Origin of the sequence: Providencia sp. PROV197 (assembly GCF_028479625.1) — a bacterium.
Lineage (GTDB): Bacteria > Pseudomonadota > Gammaproteobacteria > Enterobacterales > Enterobacteriaceae > Providencia > Providencia vermicola.
In genome coordinates, this window is the sequence record NZ_JAMPNZ010000017.1 from 15,878 (window position 1) to 38,281 (window position 22,404).

Annotated in this window: 21 protein-coding genes; 14 read left to right on the forward strand and 7 right to left on the reverse strand. The window is 41.9% G+C overall.

All coding sequences use genetic code 11. The annotated features are described in order from the left end of the window. Positions 1-128 precede the first annotated feature (128 nt). From ispG to rluF, 6 genes are all read left to right on the forward strand, one after another. Positions 129-1,247 carry a flavodoxin-dependent (E)-4-hydroxy-3-methylbut-2-enyl-diphosphate synthase gene (ispG, locus tag PR808_RS09700; RefSeq protein WP_206082450.1) on the forward strand — a complete coding sequence of 373 codons (1,119 nt, stop codon included), beginning with the start codon at positions 129-131 and terminating at the stop codon, positions 1,245-1,247. A 223-nt stretch (positions 1,248-1,470) separates the two neighbouring features. Then, the gene (hisS, locus tag PR808_RS09705; protein ID WP_206082449.1) at positions 1,471-2,748 is read left to right on the forward strand and encodes a histidine--tRNA ligase; all 1,278 of its coding nucleotides are present in this window, start codon (positions 1,471-1,473) and stop codon (positions 2,746-2,748) included. Positions 2,749-2,758: 10 nt separating this feature from the next. Beyond that, on the forward strand, positions 2,759-3,382 hold the full coding sequence (locus tag PR808_RS09710; protein ID WP_225819008.1) for a YfgM family protein: 624 nt from the start codon (positions 2,759-2,761) through the stop codon (positions 3,380-3,382). A 20-nt stretch (positions 3,383-3,402) separates the two neighbouring features. Beyond that, on the forward strand, positions 3,403-4,575 hold the full coding sequence (gene bamB / locus PR808_RS09715; protein WP_206082447.1) for an outer membrane protein assembly factor BamB: 1,173 nt from the start codon (positions 3,403-3,405) through the stop codon (positions 4,573-4,575). A gap of 129 nt (positions 4,576-4,704) precedes the next feature. Further along, positions 4,705-6,183 carry a ribosome biogenesis GTPase Der gene (gene der, locus PR808_RS09720; RefSeq protein ID WP_047756428.1) on the forward strand — a complete coding sequence of 493 codons (1,479 nt, stop codon included), beginning with the start codon at positions 4,705-4,707 and terminating at the stop codon, positions 6,181-6,183. 171 nt (positions 6,184-6,354) lie between these two features. After that, complete coding sequence (gene rluF / locus PR808_RS09725; protein ID WP_206082446.1) at positions 6,355-7,230, forward strand: 23S rRNA pseudouridine(2604) synthase RluF; 876 nt, start codon at positions 6,355-6,357, stop codon at positions 7,228-7,230. Positions 7,231-7,356: 126 nt separating this feature from the next. On the opposite strand, the gene PR808_RS09730 is transcribed toward rluF, so the two are convergent. Next, positions 7,357-8,511: a M4 family metallopeptidase gene (locus PR808_RS09730; protein ID WP_206082445.1), complete on the reverse strand. Its 1,155-nt coding sequence runs from the start codon at positions 8,509-8,511 to the stop codon at positions 7,357-7,359. Between the two features lie 158 nt (positions 8,512-8,669). Beyond that, positions 8,670-9,587 carry an oxygen-dependent coproporphyrinogen oxidase gene (gene hemF / locus PR808_RS09735; protein WP_206082444.1) on the reverse strand — a complete coding sequence of 306 codons (918 nt, stop codon included), beginning with the start codon at positions 9,585-9,587 and terminating at the stop codon, positions 8,670-8,672. 136 nt (positions 9,588-9,723) lie between these two features. On the opposite strand from hemF, the gene PR808_RS09740 reads away from it, so the two are divergent. The 8 genes from PR808_RS09740 (at position 9,724) to cysM (ending at position 17,301) form a co-directional block, all read left to right on the forward strand. Further along, positions 9,724-10,155 carry a GNAT family acetyltransferase gene (locus tag PR808_RS09740; RefSeq protein ID WP_206082443.1) on the forward strand — a complete coding sequence of 144 codons (432 nt, stop codon included), beginning with the start codon at positions 9,724-9,726 and terminating at the stop codon, positions 10,153-10,155. A gap of 90 nt (positions 10,156-10,245) precedes the next feature. Next, a complete protein-coding gene (locus tag PR808_RS09745; protein ID WP_272539200.1) occupies positions 10,246-10,851 on the forward strand; it encodes an RpoE-regulated lipoprotein in 606 nt (201 codons plus the stop codon). 248 nt (positions 10,852-11,099) lie between these two features. After that, positions 11,100-11,999: a Dyp-type peroxidase gene (locus PR808_RS09750; RefSeq protein ID WP_206082441.1), complete on the forward strand. Its 900-nt coding sequence runs from the start codon at positions 11,100-11,102 to the stop codon at positions 11,997-11,999. Positions 12,000-12,237: 238 nt separating this feature from the next. Beyond that, positions 12,238-13,260 (forward strand): sulfate ABC transporter substrate-binding protein, encoded by a 1,023-nt coding sequence (locus PR808_RS09755; protein WP_206082440.1) that lies wholly within the window; start codon positions 12,238-12,240, stop codon positions 13,258-13,260. Next, positions 13,260-14,090 carry a sulfate/thiosulfate ABC transporter permease CysT gene (gene cysT / locus PR808_RS09760; protein ID WP_206082439.1) on the forward strand — a complete coding sequence of 277 codons (831 nt, stop codon included), beginning with the start codon at positions 13,260-13,262 and terminating at the stop codon, positions 14,088-14,090. The genes PR808_RS09755 and cysT overlap by 1 nt, the downstream gene beginning before the upstream one ends. Further along, a complete protein-coding gene (cysW, locus tag PR808_RS09765; RefSeq protein WP_206082438.1) occupies positions 14,090-14,950 on the forward strand; it encodes a sulfate/thiosulfate ABC transporter permease CysW in 861 nt (286 codons plus the stop codon). The genes cysT and cysW overlap by 1 nt, the downstream gene beginning before the upstream one ends. Before the next feature lie 2 nt (positions 14,951-14,952). Further along, positions 14,953-16,041, forward strand: a complete 1,089-nt coding sequence (gene cysA, locus PR808_RS09770) for a sulfate/thiosulfate ABC transporter ATP-binding protein CysA (RefSeq protein ID WP_272539201.1) — start codon at positions 14,953-14,955, stop codon at positions 16,039-16,041. Positions 16,042-16,416: 375 nt separating this feature from the next. Beyond that, positions 16,417-17,301, forward strand: coding sequence for a cysteine synthase CysM (gene cysM / locus PR808_RS09775; RefSeq protein ID WP_272539202.1), 885 nt, complete (start codon positions 16,417-16,419; stop codon positions 17,299-17,301). A 104-nt stretch (positions 17,302-17,405) separates the two neighbouring features. Here cysM and crr read toward each other — a convergent pair whose 3' ends face one another. The 5 genes from crr to cysZ form a co-directional block, all read right to left on the reverse strand. Next, positions 17,406-17,915, reverse strand: a complete 510-nt coding sequence (gene crr / locus PR808_RS09780; RefSeq protein ID WP_206082435.1) for a PTS glucose transporter subunit IIA — start codon at positions 17,913-17,915, stop codon at positions 17,406-17,408. A gap of 48 nt (positions 17,916-17,963) precedes the next feature. Continuing rightward, a complete protein-coding gene (gene ptsI, locus PR808_RS09785) occupies positions 17,964-19,691 on the reverse strand; it encodes a phosphoenolpyruvate-protein phosphotransferase PtsI (protein WP_206082434.1) in 1,728 nt (575 codons plus the stop codon). A 144-nt stretch (positions 19,692-19,835) separates the two neighbouring features. Then, entirely contained in the window at positions 19,836-20,093 is a 258-nt protein-coding gene (gene ptsH, locus PR808_RS09790; RefSeq protein WP_047756382.1) for a phosphocarrier protein Hpr, read from the reverse strand. 353 nt (positions 20,094-20,446) lie between these two features. Beyond that, positions 20,447-21,400, reverse strand: coding sequence for a cysteine synthase A (cysK, locus tag PR808_RS09795; RefSeq protein ID WP_206082433.1), 954 nt, complete (start codon positions 21,398-21,400; stop codon positions 20,447-20,449). Between the two features lie 229 nt (positions 21,401-21,629). Then, the gene (gene cysZ / locus PR808_RS09800; protein ID WP_206082432.1) at positions 21,630-22,394 is read right to left on the reverse strand and encodes a sulfate transporter CysZ; all 765 of its coding nucleotides are present in this window, start codon (positions 22,392-22,394) and stop codon (positions 21,630-21,632) included. Positions 22,395-22,404: the final 10 nt, after the last annotated feature.

Sequence of the window (22,404 nt, forward strand, 5' to 3'; positions counted from 1 at the left end):
TATCCGAAAACATCTTTTTTGATAGGTTATAGTTTGCTTTCTTGTGTATAGTGGAACGCATAGAAGCAATAGTTAACACTATACCACGGTAACAAAGAGCACATGGACGTTCGGAGAATTAAAGAAAAATGCATAACGAATCACCGATAAAAAGACGCAAATCCACCCGTATCAATGTAGGTAGCGTGCCAATAGGCGACGGTGCCCCCATCGCTGTTCAGTCAATGACGAATACCCGCACTACTGATGTCGAAGCCACTGTCCGCCAAATTAAAGCCCTCGAACGTGTAGGTGCTGATATTGTGCGTGTTTCTGTTCCGACGATGGACGCTGCGGAAGCCTTTAAACTGATTAAACAGCAAGTTAACTTGCCATTAGTGGCAGATATTCACTTTGATTATCGCATCGCGTTGAAAGTTGCTGAATATGGCGTGGATTGCTTACGGATTAACCCTGGCAACATCGGTAGTGAAGAACGTATTCGCCAAGTTGTTGATTGTGCTCGCCATTATGGCATTCCTATTCGTATTGGTGTGAATGGCGGTTCATTGGAAAAAGATATTCAAGAAAAATATCGTGAGCCAACGCCTGAAGCGTTAGTCGAATCCGCGATGCGTCATGTTGATATCTTGGATAGACTGAATTTCGATCAGTTTAAAGTCAGCGTTAAAGCCTCCGACGTATTTTTGGCCGTTGGCTCATACCGCTTACTGGCAAATAAAATCGACCAGCCGCTGCATTTAGGGATCACCGAAGCGGGGGGCGCGCGTGCGGGTTCAGTTAAATCCGCGATTGGCCTTGGCATGTTACTGTCAGAAGGAATTGGCGACACCTTGCGTATTTCATTAGCAGCGGATCCTGTCGAAGAAATTAAAGTTGGGTTTGATATCCTAAAATCACTGCGTATTCGTTCTCGTGGCATAAACTTTATTGCTTGTCCAACCTGTTCACGCCAAGAATTTGACGTGATTGGTACGGTGAATGAACTTGAACAGCGTTTAGAAGACCTGATTACACCGATGGATGTCTCGATTATTGGCTGTGTGGTTAATGGCCCAGGTGAGGCTGAAGTGTCAACGTTAGGTGTAGCAGGCGCAAAAACCAAAAGCGGTTTTTATGAAGATGGCAAGCGCCAAAAAGAACGTTTTGATAATGATAAAATTATCGACCAGTTAGAAGCGAAGATTCGTGCTAAAGCTGCCATGATGGACGAAAGTAACCGAATTGAGATTAATTTAAAAAGCTAAATTTGCTCATGTCATTTCAAGCTACACAGTTATCTGTTGTAGCTTGAAATTTTTAGTGCACAATTCAAATTATTATCTGTGTTTGCAGTTGAAATTGGTCAAGTACTGTGCAAATCCACGGATAAATCTCGATTCGTATCAGGATTTGCTGTTTGTTGATTGAACCTGATGATATTTCGCTCTTATAATCAAACTAATGTCATTCTGAAAATAGAGAAAGAAAGTGGGAAAAAATATCCAAGCCATTCGAGGCATGAATGATTACTTGCCAGCTGATACACGTGTATGGCAGAAAATCGAAGCAACATTAAAAAATATTTTACAGGGTTATGGTTTTAGTGAAATACGTACCCCGATTGTAGAGCAGACCCCGCTATTTCGCAGAGCGATTGGTGAAGTGACGGATGTTGTTGAAAAAGAAATGTATACCTTCAATGACCGTAACGAAGAAAGTCTGACATTACGCCCTGAAAATACCGCTGGCTGCGTCCGTGCGGGTATTGAGCATGGCCTGCTGTACAATCAGGAACAGCGTTTATGGTATTTAGGACCAATGTTTCGCTATGAGCGCCCACAAAAAGGCCGTTACCGTCAATTTCACCAATTAGGTGCAGAAGTGTTTGGCTTAGCAGGGCCAGATATCGATGCTGAAGTCATTTTAATGACCGCGCGCTGGTGGAAAGCACTCGGGATTAGCGAGCATGTCACTCTAGAACTGAACTCTATTGGTTCTTTAGAGGCGCGTGCCAATTACCGCGAAGCACTCGTTGCATTCTTAGAACAGCACAAAGATAAATTGGATGAAGATTGTAAACGCCGTATGTATACCAATCCATTACGCGTTTTAGATTCCAAAAATCAAGATATTCAAGCTTTATTGAATGATGCACCGGAACTGTTTGACTACCTTGATGTCGAATCACGTGAGCACTTTGATGGCTTATGCAAATTATTGGATAATGCGGGGGTTAAATATCGCGTTAACCAGCGTTTAGTCCGTGGTCTTGACTACTATAATCGCACCGTTTTTGAGTGGGTAACGACAGCGTTAGGCTCACAAGGTACTGTGTGTGCGGGTGGTCGTTATGATGGCTTAGTTGAACAACTGGGTGGTCGTGGAACACCTGCGGTTGGCTTTGCGATGGGCATGGAGCGCATGGTGTTATTAGTTCAGGAAGTGAACCCTGAATTTACGGCAGACACTTCAGTTGCTGATGTCTATTTGGCCTCTTTTGGCGATAACAGCCAACAAGCTGCGCTGCTGGTTGCAGAAAAAGTACGTGACGAATTACCTACACTGCGGTTAATGACTAACCACGGTGGTGGAAACTTCAAGAAACAGTTAGCAAGAGCCGACAAACAAGGCGCAAAAATTGCCCTGATCTTGGGGGAAGATGAAATTAATCATAGCCAAGTTACCCTAAAAGATTTACGGACTGGCGCGCAAGAAACTATTTCACAGCAACTAATGGCATCACGTATCACTGAGCTATTAGGTTAAGGAGAGACAAGTGGAAGTCTATACAAACGAAAATGATCAAGTTGACGCGATTAAACGCTTTTTCGCGAATTATGGCGCGCCATTAGTCATTGGTCTCGTCATTGGTGTGGGTGGGGTCTTCGGTTGGAACTATTGGCAGTCTCATAAAGTCAATGTCCTGCAAGAAAGCGCGCAGAAATATGAAACCATCAACACCCAATTACGCTCAGGTTCAGAGCAAGGTGTGATTGCTGCACAAAAATTTGCAGCTGAAACGGATGATGTTTACAGTGCCATGATGGGGCTGGAACTCGCACAAATCGCTGTCGATAAAGGTGATTTAGCGAACGCTCAAACGGCATTAAGCAATGCTCTGGCTAAAGCGAAAACGGTTGAAATGCAAGATCTTATCAACTTGCGCTTAGCGCGTGTACAGCTTGCACAAGGTAATGCTGATGCGGCAATTGCTTCTGTCGCGAACATTAAAGGTAAGTCATGGCAAGCAACGGCACAGGATGTCCGTGGTGATGCTCTACTCCATAAGGGCGATAAAGCAGGCGCGAAAGCTGCTTACGCACAGGGGTTAGAAAGTGAAGGTTCTCAATCTCTTAGAGGTATTTTGACTCTGAAATTGAACAACGTATCTAATTCATAAGAAGAAAGGAAACGACAAACATGCAGTTGCGCAAAACTCTTTTGATAGGCCTAGTCGCTTCAGCTTTACTTGCCGGTTGTTCCAGCGAAACTGATTCTATCATTATGGCGCCACTTCCACAGGTTGAGAATCAATTCACTCCATCAATTGTTTGGGATAAATCTGTTGGTAATGGTGTTGAACAATTTTACTCTGAATTAGCGCCAGCTTGGGATGGTTCAGCTGTCTACGCGGCTGATCGTAAAGGTTTAGTAAAAGCACTTGAGCTCGATAGTGGCAAAGAAATTTGGTCTGTTGATCTCTCAAAGCGTACAGGCTTCCTTTCTGCTAATTTGTCTGCGCTACTGTCTGGTGGTTTAACTATCGATGGTGACAAAATCTTTATTGGTACCGAACGTGGCACTGTGATTGCGTTGAACAAAGAAGATGGCCAAGTTGTTTGGGATGTAGAAGTTGCTGGTGAAGCGCTATCTAAGCCAACCGTTAGTAACGACTTAGTGATGATTCACACCAGTAATGGCCAGTTGCAGGCGCTAGATGTAAACAGCGGTGAAATTAAATGGACCGTGAATATGGATACGCCATCACTGTCTTTACGTGGTGAATCAGCGCCAGCAGTGGCCTTTGGCGCCGCAATTGTGGGTGGTGATAACGGTCGTGTCAGTGCTGTCTTATTATCTCAAGGCCAGCTGATTTGGCAGCAACGTATTTCACAAGTGACCAGCTCAACTGAAATCGGTCGTTTGAATGATGTGGACATGTCGCCAATCATTGATGATGGTAAAGTGTATGCAATTGCCTATAACGGCACATTAGCTGCGTTAGATATGCGCTCTGGCCAAATTCTGTGGAAACGCGAATTAGGTTCTGTGAATAACATGGTTTTATCGGGTGAAAACTTATACCTGGTAGACCAAAATGATCGTGTATTATCTGTGCGTAAAAGTGATGGCGTGACTCTGTGGACGCAAGAAGAGCTGCTAAACCGTGGGTTATCTGCACCAGAAATGTATAATGGCTACCTCGTTGTTGGTGATAAAGAAGGTTATTTACACTGGTTAGATATGAACACTGGCGGCTTTGTTGCACAAAACAAATTGAATAGCTCTGGTATTCATGCTCGACCTGTTGTGGCGAGTGATAAGCTGATGGTTCAGGCGAAAAACGGAACAGTTTATCTGTTAACGCGTTAATTTCCTGACAAACCGCCATTTTACCGATAAAATAAACGGTTCCTGATAACAGGAGCCGTTTCGTTTTTTTGTTTTCTGAGTTTAAGCCTCAGAATTCCTTAGTTAATTAAAGTTGTGAGGCATCTAAGAATGATACCCGTCGTAGCGCTGGTAGGGCGTCCAAACGTAGGAAAATCCACGTTATTTAACCGTTTAACCCGTACCCGTGACGCATTAGTAGCGGACTTTCCTGGTCTGACTCGTGACCGTAAATATGGGCGTGCTGAAGTTGAAGGGCATGAATTCATTATTATCGACACGGGGGGTATCGATGGGACTGAAGAAGGTGTGGAAACACACATGGCGGCGCAGTCCTTGCAAGCCATTGAAGAAGCAGACATCGTACTCTTTATGGTAGATGCTCGCTCAGGCTTAATGCCTGCGGATGAAGGCATCGCTAAACACTTACGTAGCCGTAAGAAAAAAACCTATTTAGTTGCCAATAAAACGGATGGTATTGATGTTACCACGGCAATTGGTGATTTTTATTCTCTTGGCTTAGGTGAAATCCATCCCATTGCGGCATCCCATGGACGTGGTGTCACTCAATTAATCGAACAATCATTGAAACCGTTTATTGGTGAAGATGAAGAAGACGTTGAGTTAACGGAAGAAGAGGAAAATGCGGCTTATTGGGCGGCGTTAGAAGCCGAAGGTGAGCTCGCAGAAGACGAAGAAGATGATTTTGACCCAACAACGTTACCAATTAAATTAGCCATTGTTGGTCGCCCAAATGTCGGTAAATCAACGTTAACAAACCGTATTTTAGGTGAAGAACGTGTGGTTGTATTCGACATGCCTGGCACTACGCGTGATAGTATCTATATCCCAATGGAACGCGATGAGCGCGAATATATTCTCATTGATACGGCTGGTGTACGTAAGCGCGGAAAAGTGACGGAAACGGTTGAAAAATTCTCTGTCATCAAAACCTTGCAGGCCATTGAAGATGCTAACGTCGTTTTATTAGTCATTGATGCACGTGAAGGTATTTCTGACCAAGATTTGTCTTTACTGGGCTTTATCTTGAATGCGGGACGTTCATTGGTGATTGCGGTCAACAAATGGGATGGCATGAAGCCTGAAGATCGTGAACATGTAAAGGATATGCTTGAACTGCGTCTGGGTTTTGTTGATTTTGCGCGTATTCACTTTATTTCTGCGCTACATGGCAGTGGTGTGGGTAATTTATTTGAATCTGTTCAAGAAGCGTATGAATCCGCAACTCGTCGTGTTGGTACCGCGCTACTGACCCGTATCATGAAAATGGCAGAAGATGAGCATCAACCGCCGTTGATCCGTGGCCGTCGCGTGAAAATGAAGTATGCTCACGCAGGGGGGCATAACCCACCAATTGTAGTGATCCACGGGAACCAAGTATCTGATTTACCAGACAGCTATAAACGTTATTTGATGAACTATTTCCGCCGTTCATTACAAGTAATGGGAACACCAATCCGTATTCTGTTTAAAGAGGGTGAAAACCCTTATGCGGATAAGAAAAATAAGCTGACAGCAACACAATTACGTAAGCGTAAGCGTTTGATGCAGCATTTGAAAAAACGTTAGTCTGTCATTAAGGCATTTTAGCCTTAATGGACGTTAAAGCCGTAACACATCAACCTGTTACGGCTTTTTGTTATATTACTTTTTGACAAATTTAGCGATTAAAGCGCAAACCCGTGTGGCCAATAACGCATAATCATGGCGTCGGCGGGGCATAAATGATTGAGGGAATTTATGGATACTCGTTCTTCTACGCGTCTAAACAAATATATTAGCGAAAGTGGTATTTGCTCAAGGCGCGAAGCTGACCGTTATATTGAGCAAGGTAATGTATTTATTAATGGGAAACGCGCAGGTATTGGTGACCAAGTTTTTGCAGGTGATGTGGTCAAGGTGAATGGTCAATTGATTGAGCCGCGTAATGAAGATGACTTAATTCTTATTGCCCTCAATAAACCCGTGGGGATCGTCAGTACCACAGAAAGTGGTGAGAAAGATAATATTGTTGATTATGTGAATCACAGTACGCGTATTTTCCCGATTGGGCGATTAGATAAAGATTCTCAAGGGCTGATTTTTTTGACCAACCATGGGGACCTGGTTAATAAAATTTTGCGTGCGGGTAACTCCCATGAGAAAGAGTACCTTGTGACGGTCAACAAACCTGTTACCGATGAGTTTATCCGTGGCATGGGGGCAGGTGTTCCTATCTTAGGGACAATGACCAAAAAGTGTAAGGTCAAAAAAGAAGCACCATTTGTTTTTCGTATTACCCTTGTGCAAGGGCTTAACCGTCAAATTCGCCGTATGTGCGAGCACTTTGGTTTTGAAGTGACTAAGCTTGAACGTATTCGTATTATGAATGTGGGACTAGCAGGAATACCTGTAGGTGAATGGCGGGATTTAACCGATGATGAGCTTATCGAACTATTTGATATGATGGAGAAATCAGAATCAGATATTAAGCCAAAAAAAATACAAAAAGCACAAGCAAGTAGTAAGAGCAATAATGGGGCGAAGCAAAACGTAGGGAGTAAACCCAAGGCAAAACCAGAAAACCCTACACGTAAAAAATTTACACAACCAGGTCGTAAAAAGAAAAAACGTTAACGTGTGGGCTTAGTTAAAAATAGACTGCAATATAAGGCTGAATATTGGGCATTGAATTCGCTTAAACATCGGCCTTTTTATGTAAATAACGTAAAACTAATGGGTAACTAACTGTATTTTAATGCGTTACTGTGCTGTGAGCGATTCATTATTATCGAGTATCAGACCAACATCTTCCCAGCTCTTTTGTGTTTGTAAGGCAACTTTTTCGCCAAATAGCTTACGTGCATTATTCACTGTGGCTGTTGCAAACTGTTTGAAGTTAGACTTTGCCGTAATCACAGGATCAGAAACGGTTGCGATCCATATTTTCCCTGCAACATCCCAAGTATTCCCACCTAACTCAGTGGCTAATAAATAGAATGCACGATTTGGAATACCTGAATTGATATGTACTCCTCCGTTATCAACGGTATAAGGTAAGTCCTTGTAATCTTGCATATGAGCAACTTGTGGGTCTTTATTGTATTTTGAAAAATAATAGGCAGTGCCAGGTTTAGACATAGAACGAAGAGCAGGTGCTTTCACTTTATTAATGAAAAGGTTTTCCCCGAGTAGCCAGTTGGATGTGGTGGCACTTTCATTGTTGACGTATTGCTTGACCATGATACCAATAACGTCAGCGACAGATTCATTAAGTGCACCAGATTGAAAAATATAGTTAAAGTTAGCTTCTGAGCTAATGTAGCCATGAGCCAGTTCGTGTGCGATTATGTCAATGTCATTGTAGAATGGGCCAAAAGTTTTTCCATCTCCATCCCCAAAGAAAATAGCTTGAGAATCCCAGAATGCATTGGAGTAGTTTGTTCCAAAATGAATAATCGCATTGATATTAGCAGCACAGCCAAACATTTGACCAATATTTAATTTCTCCTTAAAAAATGTACGAATAGTCCCGATGGAATCAAAAACATGCCCTGCAGGTTTTGATGGCGCTTTGGCATCCCCTTCGCTCATTACAACTTTATAGTCGTCATAGAGCATGTGCTCATCATCTGACAGTTCATCTAGTTGGCAAATTGGGAGATCAGAGTGTGTGTGGCTGCTGTGTGCAACAAGTTGTTGGGCATCGCGAATAACACGCTTATAGTGACTATCAGCACTCGTTTTACAATGGGATAGCAAGTTACGTTGGCGTTGGACTTCTTCATCGGTATAGACACGGGTCATCATATCATTGATATGTATCAGTGTTGATTTCAGCTCAGCCGAATCATTTTCAGTGATGAGATTAGAAACTAAACATGGGGATAATAATGAACGGGCAAGGATATGACTCATGATATAACTCCATTTCAATTGGGTGAGATGGAATCATAATCGGTTATGTTTTAATTGTAACTATATGATATCTAAGGAACTAAGTTAATGACTGCTGCATTTTGTTAGAAAGGTAAAATATAATTTTTCTACCTTTCTCTATAAGTGAATATTATTAATTATGGTGATAACCACTCTTTACCTGAAATTAAAAAGTCAGTATAGAGCTTTTCTTCAGGACTATTTGGTTCAGGATGATAGTCATACTCCCAGCGAACAAGTGGAGGCATTGACATTAAAATTGATTCAGTTCGACCACCACTTTGTAAACCAAATAATGTACCTCTATCCCAAACAAGGTTAAATTCTACATAGCGGCCACGACGATATAACTGAAACTGCCTCTCTTGTTCAGCCCATGAATAGTTTCTTCGTTTTTCAACAATTGGCACATAAGCGTGTAAAAAACCATCGCCAACAGCTTGGGTAAAGTTGAAACAGTGCTCGAAACCACCCTGATTGAGATCGTCATAGAATAAACCGCCAATACCTCTAGGCTCATTTCTATGTTTTAAAAAGAAATATTCATCGCACCAATGCTTGTATTTTGGGTAAACATCTTCACCAAAGGGGAGACATAAGTCGCGTGCAACAGTATGCCAATGAACAACATCCTCAGTAAAACCATAATATGGCGTTAAATCAAACCCGCCACCAAACCACCAAACAGGGGCTTCTCCCTCTTTTTCCGCCATAAAAAAGCGCACATTGGCGTGAGTGGTTGGTATATACGGGTTTAATGGGTGAATAACAAGCGAAACTCCCATGGCTTGGTAGCTACGACCAGCAAGTTCAGGACGGTGTGCTGATGCTGAGGTTGGAAGTTGCTCGCCTTTTATGTGCGAAAAGTTTACACCAGCTTGTTCGAAGAGGGCGCCATTTGTTAAAACACGGCTACGACCACCACCGCCTTCAGCGCGCTCCCATGTTTGTTCTAGAAAGGTTTCCTTACCATCTAGCTCAGTGATTTTTTTGCAAATAGTCTCTTGTAAGTTTTGCAAATAGGTTTTTACACGATCAATATCAGGGTAATTCATTGTTTTTTAATAAAACCAAAGGGAAAAAATAATGCTTAAAGTATACTCCTTTAAGCTAAAAAAGGCATATTGAATATTGATTGTGTTGTAAAACCAGTGATAATGGCAGGAAGATTAGTTTAAACGGGCAAATGTTATGGAAATACGGATCTTCCGCCAAGGTGATTATGAAGAGGTGCTGACATTATGGGAGCGCTGTTCTCTTAATGAATTTTCAGGCGATCCTGAACTCGACATCGAACGTAAATTACAATGTGGTGCAGACTTGTTTTTAGTTGCTGAAGTAACTGGGGAAGTGGTCGGCACTATTATGGGCGGTTATGATGGTATTCGTGGCACCGCCGTTTATCTTGCCGTACACCCTGATTACCGTGGTCGTGGCATTGCAAATGCGTTAGTGAGTCGTCTCGAAAAGAAATTGATTGCCCGTGGATGCGGTAGAATAGAATTATTAGTGAGTGAAGAATTTGATGCTGCTATCTATATGTTTGAAAAAATGCAGTATGAAGAAGAACAACCTGAACGCCTGATTTACTCGAAAAAATTAACCCACGAAACGGATTTCTAAGTTAATTGCTATTTGTTGGTTCATTGGTTTGAATGTTTCGGCAAATAGATTGTCACAATATGCATTATGCGACGAATTAAAGAGGATGATATGTCCCAACATGCAAATCTAAATAGCCAGACATGGCTTGCCCCAGTATTAAAAGTTTCCCTTTTAGGTACGGTATTAATGTTATCTGGCTGTGCCGGGTTCAAAGTTTTTTCGCCATCAACATGGTTTAGTAGCCCACTAATGGTGTCCAGTTCTGGTCTTGGACAAGTGACTAATTTTACACCCATGCAGGCTGATACCATTAAACAACAACTGAATGACCGTTATTCCATCCGTAATGGGATGCAAATGGAAAATGGCGAGGTCGTCACGGTTTTTCAAGGTATTGATGACGATAAAGTCAAAGTTGAAATTATTGGCCCTGAGCATGGTTATGTTTCACGGATTGTGGTGAGTGATCCGAATGTGGTGACGGAATGGGGGCCAAAAATTGGTACACCATTTAGCGATATTTATGAAAAAGCCTTTGGTGTCTGTGGGGTAGGTGAGCGCATAGACAACGTCCCTACCGTGGAATGTAATTCGCCACAATCTAGCCAAGTGGTGTATCGTTTTACAGGTAAATGGCAGGGGCCTGAGGATTTAATGCCATCAGATAACGACCTAAAAGAGTGGGAAATATCTCAAATCCTTTGGCATAAATAATCTTTTTTCTAAAAATGCCGTAAGTGGCTAAATCATTTACGGTATTTTTTTATCTCTCAGGTATTTTTTCTACTAAGTTTCTTAAAGAAATTTCCCCTTTGTTAAATTATCTTTCTTATAATAGAGAACGAAACCTATAAAGCCTTGCGTTAAAACAAGGTGAAGAACATGACGATAAGGTAGGATAGCGATATCGTCCTAGATAACAGATAGGTTAGATAACATATTCATATTACGAGGTTTACCGTATGTCTCATTCTCAAAGTGGTATTTTGAAAGAACATAGTCGTTTCGGTATTTTTATTGAAGCATTGATGCAAGAAGGTTCGCTGGATGAAGTGAAAGCGGGTTGCAAAAACTTTATCGATGCTTTAACAAAATTACAAGCACAATACCCAGATGATCGCCTTGGTGCAGTGATTGCATTCGGCTCTGATGCGTGGAAGCAAATGGGGCGTGCAGATAGTGCACCTGAATTAAAGCCATTTCGGCCTTTAGGTAAAGGTTTAGCACCTGCAACTCAACGAGATATGTTCATTCATATTCAATCCCTGCGTCATGATATCAACTTTTCTTTAGCGCAAGCGGCATTGAAAGCATTTGGTAAGTCTATCAACGTAGTTGAAGAAATTCATGGTTTCCGTTGGGTTGACGATCGTGATTTAAGCGGCTTTATTGATGGTACTGAAAATCCACAAGGTGAAGAGATCGCTGAAGTCACTCTTATTGATGAAGGAAATGATAAAGGCGGAAGCTACGTTTTAGTTCAACGCTATGAGCACGATTTAAGAAAGTGGGATCGTTTTTCTGAACATGAACAAGAAAAAATGATTGGCCGCACGAAGAAAGATAGCGTCGAACTGGATGAAGATGCACGAAACATCACTTCCCACGTTTCTCGTGTAGTGATTGAAGAAGACGGTGAAGAGCTTGAAGTGATGCGCCATAGCTTGCCATATGGTACAGCAAGCGGTAAGCACGGGCTATTTTTCATCGCCTATTGTGCAAAATTACACAATATTGAACAGCAACTGTTAAGTATGTTCGGTGAAAAAGACGGTAAATACGATGATCTTCTACGTATGACTAAAGCGGTTTCTGGTAGCTATTACTACGCACCTTCAATTGAAACATTGCTTGCATTATAGATGACTCCTTGCCGCACGGATGCGGCGATTTCCTTTTCTTTAGTTTTACTTCCATCATTGAACAGGTTTCATGTGTTTAACTCTTTGATAGCTAATAATATTTTAGTGCTTATTTCCTCTATTTCTTTGTTATTCCAATTTGATATATAAAAAATTGATTGATAGCTATCCAGTTATAACCAAAACCGCTACAGTGGAGTCATACAGATATTTTGGTTTAGTGACGAATGGGAATGACATGAAAACAACTTTTTTTAAGAAAACAGCTTTAGCCAGCTTAGCGACCGTGTCTTTGTTAGGAAGTCCGCACCTATTCGCTGCTGAACTCCTTAACAGTTCATATGATATTGCTCGTGAATTGTTTGTAGCGTTGAATCCAACGTTTGAAAAACAATGGAATGAGGCTCACCCCGATGACAAATTAACTATCAAGCAGTCGCATGCTGGCTCATCAAAACAAGCCCTGGCGATTTTGCAGGGGTTAAGAGCAGATGTGGTGACCTATAACCAAGTGACTGATGTACAAATTTTGCATGATAAAGGGAATTTGATCCCTGTAGATTGGCAGTCTCGCTTACCGAATAACAGCTCACCCTACTATTCCACAATGGCTTTTTTAGTGCGTAAAGATAATCCGAAAGGGATTAAAACGTGGGATGACCTTGTCCGCAGTGATGTGAAATTAATTTTTCCAAATCCTAAAACATCTGGAAATGGCCGTTATACCTACCTTGCCGCTTGGGGAGCATTTAACCAAGAAAATAAAGGGGATACAGCAAAAACACGCGAACAGATGAAACAGTTCCTCAAAAATGTGGAAGTGTTTGATACAGGCGGTCGTGGTGCGACAACCTCATTTATTGAGCGTGGTCTTGGGGATGTACTGATAAGTTTTGAATCCGAAGTTAACAATATCCGTTCACAATACGGTGAATCCGATTATGAAGTTATTGTGCCACCAGTGGATATTCTGGCGGAGTTTCCAGTGGCTTGGGTGGATAAAAATGTGCAAAAAAATGGTACGGAAGATGTCGCTAAAGCCTATTTAAATTATTTATACAGCCCGCAAGCGCAGGAAATTATTACTAACTTTAATTACCGTGTAAATGACAAAGCGGTGATGGAAGCGAACAAAAGCAAATTCCCAGAAACAAAATTATTTACCGTTGAATCCCAATTTGAGAGCTGGCCAAAAGTCATGGATATACATTTCTCAACGGGAGGAGAGTTTGACGAACTAATGGCACAAGGGCGCCGTTAATGAATCAATCTGGGAAGCGATTTTTGCCAGGCTTTGGCCTGACGTTGGGTAGCAGCTTATTTTATACCTGTTTGATTTTGCTGCTACCCATGAGTGCGTTAGTGATCCAACTGTCGGAGATGACATGGCAACAATATTGGTCGGTGATTAGCTATCCACAAGTGGTTGCAGCTTATAAAGTGACATTATTGTCTGCTTTAGTGGCAAGCTTATTTAATGCGGTATTTGGCCTGTTATTGGCATGGATTTTAACGCGCTATCGCTTTCCAGGCAGAACATTATTAGACGGTTTAGTCGACTTACCCTTTGCATTGCCAACCGCAGTAGCAGGGTTAACATTGGCTACCTTGTTTGCGACATCAGGTTGGTATGGCCAATATCTCCACCAGTTTGATATCAAAGTCGTGAATACTTGGCTGGGGATTGCTGTTGCTATGGCATTTACCAGTATCCCTTTTGTTGTGCGTACCGTTCAGCCTGTATTGGAAGAACTGGGGCCAGAATATGAAGAGGCGGCACAAACACTGGGAGCCAGTCGCTGGCAAACTTTCCGTCGTGTGATCATGCCAGAGCTTTCCCCTGCATTGCTTGCAGGAACCGTTTTGTCATTCACACGTAGCCTAGGTGAATTTGGTGCAATTATCTTTATCGCAGGAAATATTGCTTGGCAAACAGAAGTGGTTTCTTTAATGATTTTCAGTCAATTACAGCAATTTGATTACCCTGCGGCAAGTGCGGTTGCATCGGTTATTTTAGCGGTTTCACTACTCTTGTTATTCAGCGTTAATTTAGTACAAAGTCGTTTTGGTAAGCGACTGGGGGGGAAATAATGGCGCAAATCACTCCGCTACAAACCGCCCAACGGTCACCCGTTAATTGGGGTAAATGGTTTCTCATCGCTGCAGGTGTTTTCTTTGCCATCTTATTGCTGGTGATCCCCATTATTTGGATTTTTATTACGGCGTTTCAAAAAGGGGTTGGTGAAGTTCTACTTAATTTATCTAACCCAGATATGCTTCATGCGATTGGATTAACTGTATTAATTGCGTTGATCACGGTTCCTGTTAATTTGATTTTTGGCACGATGATGGCGTGGTTGGTGACACGCTTTCAATTCCCAGGGCGGCAATTATTACTCACACTAGTGGATATCCCTTTTGCGGTTTCACCTGTGGTAGCGGGGCTATTATATCTACTGTTTTATGGTTCAAACAGTTGGCTTGGTGGATGGCTTGAAGGTTTTGATATTCAAGTGATGTTTTCATGGCCAGGTATGGCATTAGTCACCATATTTGTGACTTGTCCATTTGTGGTGAGAGAGTTGGTTCCATTGATGCTAAGCCAAGGCAGCCAAGAAGATGAAGCTGCGGTATTGCTTGGTGCATCAGGCTGGAAAATGTTTTGGCGCGTCACATTACCAAATATTCGCTGGGCGCTGTTATACGGTGTTGTGTTAACCAACGCGAGGGCGATTGGTGAGTTTGGTGCGGTATCCGTCGTTTCAGGTGCTATTCGCGGTGAAACTTATACGTTACCGTTACAAGTTGAATTATTGCATCAGGACTATAACACGGTCGGTGCATTTACTGCTGCGGCTATTCTTGCGCTCATGGCCATTATTACGCTAATTCTTAAAAGCGCATTGCAGTGGCATTTAAGTCGTCAGCAGTCTGAATCAGGAGTCCATTAAACATGAGTATTGAAATTGAAAAAATCGGCAAGTTCTTTGGGAAAACCCAAGTACTCAACGATATTTCACTGGATATTGCATCGGGTGAAATGGTGGCCTTATTAGGCCCTTCAGGTTCAGGAAAAACCACCTTACTGCGAATTATTGCTGGGCTTGAGCAGCAAAGTGGGGGCGTACTACGTTTTCACGGGCAAGATGTGAGTCAAATTCATGCGAAAGACAGACATGTTGGTTTTGTTTTTCAACACTACGCGTTATTTCGCCATATGACCGTATTCGATAATGTGGCATTTGGTTTAACGGTGTTGCCACGCAAGCAAAGACCCTCATCCCAAGCGATTAAGCAAAAGGTGATGCAATTACTGGAGATGGTGCAATTAGCCCATCTATCTTCGCGTTATCCTGCGCAACTTTCTGGTGGGCAAAAACAGCGTGTTGCGTTAGCGCGTGCATTAGCGGTTGACCCGCAAATTTTACTATTAGACGAGCCTTTTGGCGCGTTAGATGCACAGGTGCGTATTGAACTGCGCCGCTGGTTACGTCAATTACATGATGAGCTTAAATTTACCAGTGTGTTTGTAACGCATGACCAAGAAGAAGCTATGGAAGTTGCGGATAGAATTGTGGTCATGAGTCAAGGGCACATTGAGCAGGTCGGCACACCAAATGATATTTGGCAGCGCCCAGAAACCCGCTTTGTACTGGAGTTTATGGGGGAAGTTAATCAGATTTCTGCACAGATAAAAGGCTCGGTCTTAGCGATTGATGGTTACGAATTTTCGTTAAATCATACTAGCGCCCATCAAGGTGAGGTGGATGTCTTTTTACGCCCATGGGATGTTTCATTGAGACCTGAAGTGGATGTACAGCATCGTTTGCCAGTTAGGGTGACCGAATCAGGTCCAAGAGGGCACTTTTGGCAATTGACGGTACAACCGATAGGGTGGGGGAATGGCCCATTATCTGTGATTTGGCAATCCAATTCGACAATTCCTAAGCGTGGTGAACACTATTTTCTTGGCAGCCAAGAAGCGAAAATATATCAAGGTGATACTGAATTAGTTTTTCCACAATTAGCACAAAGCGCGTGAATATAGCTTTCCATTATTTATAACGCCAATAAGTTAAACATTATTGGTGTTATTTTCTATTATTTTTGCCATGTATATCGCCCTCCACTAGCCCATTCTTTGATTATTGGCAATGGGTTTCACCTGTCGTATTTTAATTTTAATTAATTGATATATAAGTATTTTATTTATCATTAAAATAAGAGATATAGCTGACAATTCTATAAACTTATTGTAATATAATATATCAATTAGCTATATCATTATGGGTAATAAAGATAATCTATTTTTCTAATAATAATATGAAGAGAATTCATGTTCACTCATAGGCTTATTGGGGTAATATCTTATTTCTATTAATTCTAAGTGATAAATAAAAATTATAAGGATGCGAAAGTGTCAACTCTGGAACAATTTATTGGCCACACCCCATTAGTAAAACTTCAGCGTTTGACGCAAGGGATTGATACTGAAATTTGGGTAAAACTCGAAGGCAACAACCCTGCTGGCTCCGTAAAAGACAGAGCGGCTTTTTCCATGATCAGCGAAGCTGAAAAACGTGGTGAAATTAAGCCAGGTGATACATTAATTGAAGCCACAAGTGGCAATACAGGTATTGCACTGGCAATGATTGCTGCGGTAAAGGGATACAAATTAAAGCTGTTAATGCCTGAAAATATGAGTAAAGAGCGCCAAGCATCGATGCAAGCTTACGGCGCGGAGTTAATTTTGGTCAGCACCACCATTGGAATGGAAGGGGCGCGAGATCTTGCGAAAGAGATGGAAAAAAACGGGGAAGGGAAGGTATTAGACCAATTTAATAACCCAGATAACCCACTTGCTCATTTTAAAACAACAGGCCCTGAAATTTGGCAACAAACGCACGGTAAAATTACTCATTTTGTGTCAAGTATGGGGACAACGGGTACGATTACAGGTGTAAGCCGCTATTTGAAATCACAATCAAAAGACGTACATATTGTCGGCTTACAGCCTGCCGAAAAAAGCCAAATACCAGGTATTCGCCGCTGGTCACCTGGTTATCTTCCTGGGATTTTTGATGGCGAATTAGTGGATAGCGTACTGGATGTTAATCAGCAAGATGCAGAAGAGACGATGAGAGCGCTAGCAAGGTTTGAAGGTATTTTCTGTGGAGTGAGCTCAGGCGGTGCGGTATCGGGGGCTTTACGCGTGGCGAAAGAAAACCCAGGAGCGGTGATCGTTGCTATTATTTGCGACAGAGGCGACCGTTATTTATCAACGGGGGTTTTTGGTTCTTAACACGTTGTTTTTAGGTGGCAGTCAGGCTATCACAAGGAAACAATAGAATGAATTAAACCATCAGGTTATCAACCTGATGGTTTTTCAGTTATTATGCGTAGTAATTATTTCTTGATACGCATAATGACAGTTTCACCCACTGTCACTGACCCTGTTAGTTTATTTAACTCTTTGATTTCGTCCATGTTCGAAATCACAACGGGGGTCAGAACGGATTTTGCTTTTTCTTCTAACAAAGCTAAATCAAATTCAATGACTAAATCGCCTTTTTTGACAGCTTGGCCTTCTTCAGCGATACGTTTGAAACCTTCACCTTTGAGCTCAACGGTATCAATACCGAAGTGAACAAACAGTTCAATACCATCGTCTGACTCAATAGAAAACGCATGGTTGGTTTCAAATATTTTACCGATTGTACCGTCTACTGGAGCAACAATTTTATTGCCAGCAGGTTTGATGGCGATACCGTCACCGACAATTTTCTCTGCAAACACAACGTCTGGAACATCTTCAATATTGACGATTTCGCCTGATAATGGGGCGATAATTTCAATACTGCCACTGCTACTTTTGTCTTCCGAAACTAGTGATTTCAGTTTGTCAAACAGACCCATGGACCTTCTCCTAATCGTTTTGTATGGGACCGAACTAATGTGCTGTTCTTAGCATAACGTTTTTTCTTGGATAAAGGTATCTACAAGTTTCATCAATTCATCTGCGGTTGGTTGAGCAAGTGCTTGTTCAGCCAAGGCCTGAGTATCAGCAAAGTTCGCATTGCGAATTAATTTTTTGATACGCGGAATTGAGATTGCGCTCATACTAAATTCATCCAGCCCCATGCCTAGTAGCAATAAGGTTGCACGTTCATCACCCGCTAACTCGCCACACATGCCTGTCCATTTCCCTTCCGCATGTGATGCATCGATCACTTGTTTGATAAGGTTTAGAACAGCAGGTGACATTGGGTTATAAAGGTGAGAAATCAGTTCATTACCACGGTCAACCGCTAAAGTGTATTGAGTGAGATCGTTCGTCCCAATACTAAAGAAATCAACTTCTTTCGCCAAATGGCGCGCAATCACAGCGGCAGCTGGGGTTTCTACCATCACACCGACTTCGATTGTTTCGTCAAAGGCTTTACCTTCTTCACGTAACTGAGCTTTTAGCATTTCTAGCTCTGCTTTTAGTTCACGAACTTCTTCAACGGAAATAACCATTGGGAACATAATACGCAGTTTACCAAAATTTGACGCTCTTAAAATAGCCCTTAATTGTGAGTGTAAGATTTCTTTGCGATCAAGACAAATACGAATAGCACGCCAACCGAGGAATGGGTTCTCTTCTTTCGGTAAATTCATATAAGGCAGGTCTTTATCGCCACCGATATCCATGGTACGGACGATAACGGCTTGGCTGCCCATTGCTTCGGCAACCGCTTTGTAAGCTTGGAATTGCTCTTCTTCGGTAGGGAAGGCATCTCTATCCATAAATAAAAACTCGGTACGATAGAGACCGACCCCTTCAGCGCCATTACGTTCAGCACCTGCGACATCACGCACAGTTCCGATATTGGCACAAACTTCAACTTGATGACCATCGAGAGTCACAGCAGGTAAATCTTTTAATTTAGCCAGTTCTTCTTTTTCTTGCAGATAGTCATCACGGAATGCTTTGAGTTTATCAATTTCTGCATCAGATGGGTTCAGGTGAATGGTATTATTCACGCCATCTAAGACAATAAAATCACCATTTTTAATTTTGCTGGTGGCATCGCTAGTCCCTACAATTGCAGGTAACTCCAATGAGCGAGCCATAATGGAAGTATGGGAGGTACGGCCACCTAAATCGGTAATAAAGCCTAAGACTTTATCTAAGTTTAATTGCGCGGTTTCTGACGGGGTTAAGTCAGCGGCAACTAAAATAACTTCTTGGTTGATAGCGCTTAAATCAACAATAGGAATATTTAAGATATTCTTTAATAAGCGTTTGCCGATGTCACGTACGTCAGCCGCGCGCTCTTTAAGGTATTCGTCATCAAGAGATTCAAGCGCTTGAGCTTGGTCTTCAATCACAGAATAGGCTGCGGCATCCGCTGTTTTTTTATCGCCTTTGATTAAAGAGACAATTTCTTGCTCAAGTTCTTCATCTTCCAGCAGCATGATATGACCTTCAAAAATCTCAGCTTTTTCGGCTCCTAGATTTTTTTCGGCTTTTTCTTTAATGAGACTAAGTTGTTCGGCGGATTTATTACGCCCCTCAATGAAGCGTTGAATTTCTTTTTCGACCTGATCGTCTGCGATTTTTTTTGTGCTAACAACGATAGGGTCTTCTTTGAGGATCAAAGCCTGACCAAAAGCAAAACCTGGGGATACTAAAATTCCTGAAATCATAATATTACCTTACTGCTGTTAGTGCTGGGAGTTCTGATGTTGTAGAGACTGCGGCGCGTTTTATTGATTATGCAAATATCCCCGAATGAAATCATTCAGGGACAGCGAATGAGATCGATGAAACGCGTTCTCTTGCGTGCGAAATTATTCCAGTTCGCCCATCAGTTTAACTAAATATTCAACCGCTTCTTTTTCATCTTCGCCTTCTGCGGAGATGGTCACAACAGTACCTTGCGTTAAACCTAAGGTTTGTAATTTGAACAGGCTTTTTGCACTCGCAGATTTACCGCCAGAAATCAAAGAAATATCAGAAGTGAATGCTTTTGCTTCTTTCACAAATTGCGCGGCAGGACGAGTATGTAAACCGTTTGGTGCTGTAATAGTGACTTCTTGCTGGAACATAGTATTTCCTCAATAACTTTAGTTTTTTTAATTACCCAGCCAATTGTAGATGAAATAGACTAGGTTTGCGTATAAGTTAGATTATTAACTTGTAAAAAGGTTTCCTACTTTGTGCGGTATCAATCCTTTTTACTTTTCATCCTCAAAATAACGATGATTAGGTTAGTCGAAAAACATCTAAATAGGCACGTTCATTTGACTAAAATTTGATTAATTTTGAGGTGCGAAATAATTACTATGTTTAATACTAAACCCCAGATTAGAAATCATCCCTATCCGTGCTAAACTTTGATCCGTGCCACAAAAAAAGCACCTTTGAGGTGCTTTTTTAACGATTGTGTAACGAAAGTATGCTACTCGGCAGAGATATCCGCGAACAAGACAGTGGAGAGATAACGCTCACCAGAAGACGGTAAAATCACGACAATATTCTTGTTTGTGTAAGCAGGGTCTGCGGCAATTTTTGTTGCTGCTGCAATCGCTGCACCTGAAGAAATCCCTGCGAGAATACCTTCTTTTTCCATTAACTCACGTGCAGTTTTAATTGCTTCATCATCGCTGATTTGAATCACTTTATCTAGCAGTGTGAGGTCTAAGTTACCAGGGATAAAACCTGCGCCGATACCTTGAATTTTGTGTGGACCTGGTTTGATTTCTTCACCTGCTAATGCTTGAGTAATCACTGGAGAAGTTTCAGGTTCAACGGCAACGATGGTCACATCTTTACCTTTGGTCTTTTTCAGGTAACGCGCAATCCCTGTAATCGTACCGCCTGTACCAACGCCTGCGATGATGACATCGACATTGCCATCCGTGTCTTCCCAAATTTCTGGACCCGTGGTTTTTTCATGGATCTCAGGGTTGGCAGGGTTATTAAATTGTTGTAACAGAAGATATTTTTTGGGATTGCTATTGACGATTTCTTCTGCTTTAGCAATCGCCCCTTTCATCCCTTTAGCGCCCTCGGTTAGCACGAGGTTAGCGCCTAATGCTTTTAATAGCTTACGGCGCTCTATACTCATTGTTTCAGGCATCGTTAAGGTTAATTTGTAACCTCTCGCTGCTGCAACATAAGCGAGAGCAATCCCCGTGTTACCACTGGTTGGCTCTACTAGCTCTTTGTCTTTATTCAGGATACCTTTTTTCTCTGCATCCCAAATCATGTTTGCCCCGATACGGCACTTAACGCTGAAACTTGGGTTACGAGATTCCACTTTTGCCAAAATATTGCCATTACCAAAATGTTTTAAACGAACAAGTGGGGTGTGGCCAATGGTCAACGAATTATCTTCATAAATTTTGCTCATGGGGTATCCTTTTAAAATCGGTTAGCCAGTAAACAGTATTTGGCGTTCACTATAAAATAGGGTATGGATTCAACATACGTGAAGAACAGATTAATGCAAATATGATTTAGGTCTAAGCTTATAACAAAAGGCTATTTTAGATCCAATAGTTCTAAAGAATGGGCAACAAGGCAGAATAGCGTAAGAAAATAGGTAACTGCGCAGGCGATTAAACCTGCGCAAAGAGAGATTAATAACGTGCGTAGCGGCTACGATAGCGGTCAACCCACATTAATGTTGCGCCACAAACGGCAACAGGCATGATGACTAAGTTGATAAACGGCACCATCATCAGCAAGCTGACCACACCTCCGAATTGAATGTTTTTTATGCGATCTTTAGCAAGAGCTTGCTTCATTTCACTAAAACCAACACGGTGGTTATCAAAAGGGTAGTCGCAGTACTGGATTGACATCATCCATGCACCAAATAGGAACCATAAGATGGGGGCAACAGTTTGGCCAATACCAGGTATTAAAAATAAAATTAATAAGCCAATTGCCCGTGGTAAATAGTAACCAATACGCACAAACTCACGTTTGATCATCCGCGGAACATCTTTTAATAACTCAGCCATACCAGTGTCTGGCGCGGGTTTCCCCGTAAGTTCTGCCTCGAGTTTTTCGGATAACCAACCATTAAATGGTGCTGCAATGATATTGGCAATGGTGCTAAAAAAATAGGTGAATACCAATAAAATAGAAATCAAAGCAACAGGCCAAATAAGATAATTAAGCCATTGTAACCAATCAGGAACATAGCTCATCACTTGGTCAATCCAGCCACCAAGCTTACTGTATAACCACCAAAATGCGCCTCCTAAGAAAAGAATGTTTGCTAATAGGGGCAAAATCACAAAACGTTTAATGCCAGGACGTGTAACGAGTCGCCACCCTTGTGTAAAATAATAAAAACCAGAGTGGTCTTTTTGTGGCGAAAATGTCGATTGGGTCATACTTCTTGTT

Excerpts from the sequence above, each read along its gene's own strand:
- cysT (WP_206082439.1), top strand. The coding sequence starts at position 13,260 with ATGAATCAATCTGGGAAGCGATTTTTGCCAGGCTTTGGCCTGACGTTG.
- ptsI (WP_206082434.1), bottom strand. The coding sequence starts at position 19,691 with ATGATTTCAGGAATTTTAGTATCCCCAGGTTTTGCTTTTGGTCAGGCT.
- PR808_RS09750 (WP_206082441.1), top strand. The coding sequence starts at position 11,100 with ATGTCTCATTCTCAAAGTGGTATTTTGAAAGAACATAGTCGTTTCGGT.
- ptsH (WP_047756382.1), bottom strand. The coding sequence starts at position 20,093 with ATGTTCCAGCAAGAAGTCACTATTACAGCACCAAACGGTTTACATACT.
- PR808_RS09740 (WP_206082443.1), top strand. The coding sequence starts at position 9,724 with ATGGAAATACGGATCTTCCGCCAAGGTGATTATGAAGAGGTGCTGACA.
- cysK (WP_206082433.1), bottom strand. The coding sequence starts at position 21,400 with ATGAGCAAAATTTATGAAGATAATTCGTTGACCATTGGCCACACCCCA.
- bamB (WP_206082447.1), top strand. The coding sequence starts at position 3,403 with ATGCAGTTGCGCAAAACTCTTTTGATAGGCCTAGTCGCTTCAGCTTTA.
- PR808_RS09755 (WP_206082440.1), top strand. The coding sequence starts at position 12,238 with ATGAAAACAACTTTTTTTAAGAAAACAGCTTTAGCCAGCTTAGCGACC.
- cysW (WP_206082438.1), top strand. The coding sequence starts at position 14,090 with ATGGCGCAAATCACTCCGCTACAAACCGCCCAACGGTCACCCGTTAAT.
- crr (WP_206082435.1), bottom strand. The coding sequence starts at position 17,915 with ATGGGTCTGTTTGACAAACTGAAATCACTAGTTTCGGAAGACAAAAGT.
- cysA (WP_272539201.1), top strand. The coding sequence starts at position 14,953 with ATGAGTATTGAAATTGAAAAAATCGGCAAGTTCTTTGGGAAAACCCAA.
- hemF (WP_206082444.1), bottom strand. The coding sequence starts at position 9,587 with ATGAATTACCCTGATATTGATCGTGTAAAAACCTATTTGCAAAACTTA.
- cysZ (WP_206082432.1), bottom strand. The coding sequence starts at position 22,394 with ATGACCCAATCGACATTTTCGCCACAAAAAGACCACTCTGGTTTTTAT.
- rluF (WP_206082446.1), top strand. The coding sequence starts at position 6,355 with ATGGATACTCGTTCTTCTACGCGTCTAAACAAATATATTAGCGAAAGT.
- PR808_RS09745 (WP_272539200.1), top strand. The coding sequence starts at position 10,246 with ATGTCCCAACATGCAAATCTAAATAGCCAGACATGGCTTGCCCCAGTA.
- PR808_RS09730 (WP_206082445.1), bottom strand. The coding sequence starts at position 8,511 with ATGAGTCATATCCTTGCCCGTTCATTATTATCCCCATGTTTAGTTTCT.
- der (WP_047756428.1), top strand. The coding sequence starts at position 4,705 with ATGATACCCGTCGTAGCGCTGGTAGGGCGTCCAAACGTAGGAAAATCC.
- ispG (WP_206082450.1), top strand. The coding sequence starts at position 129 with ATGCATAACGAATCACCGATAAAAAGACGCAAATCCACCCGTATCAAT.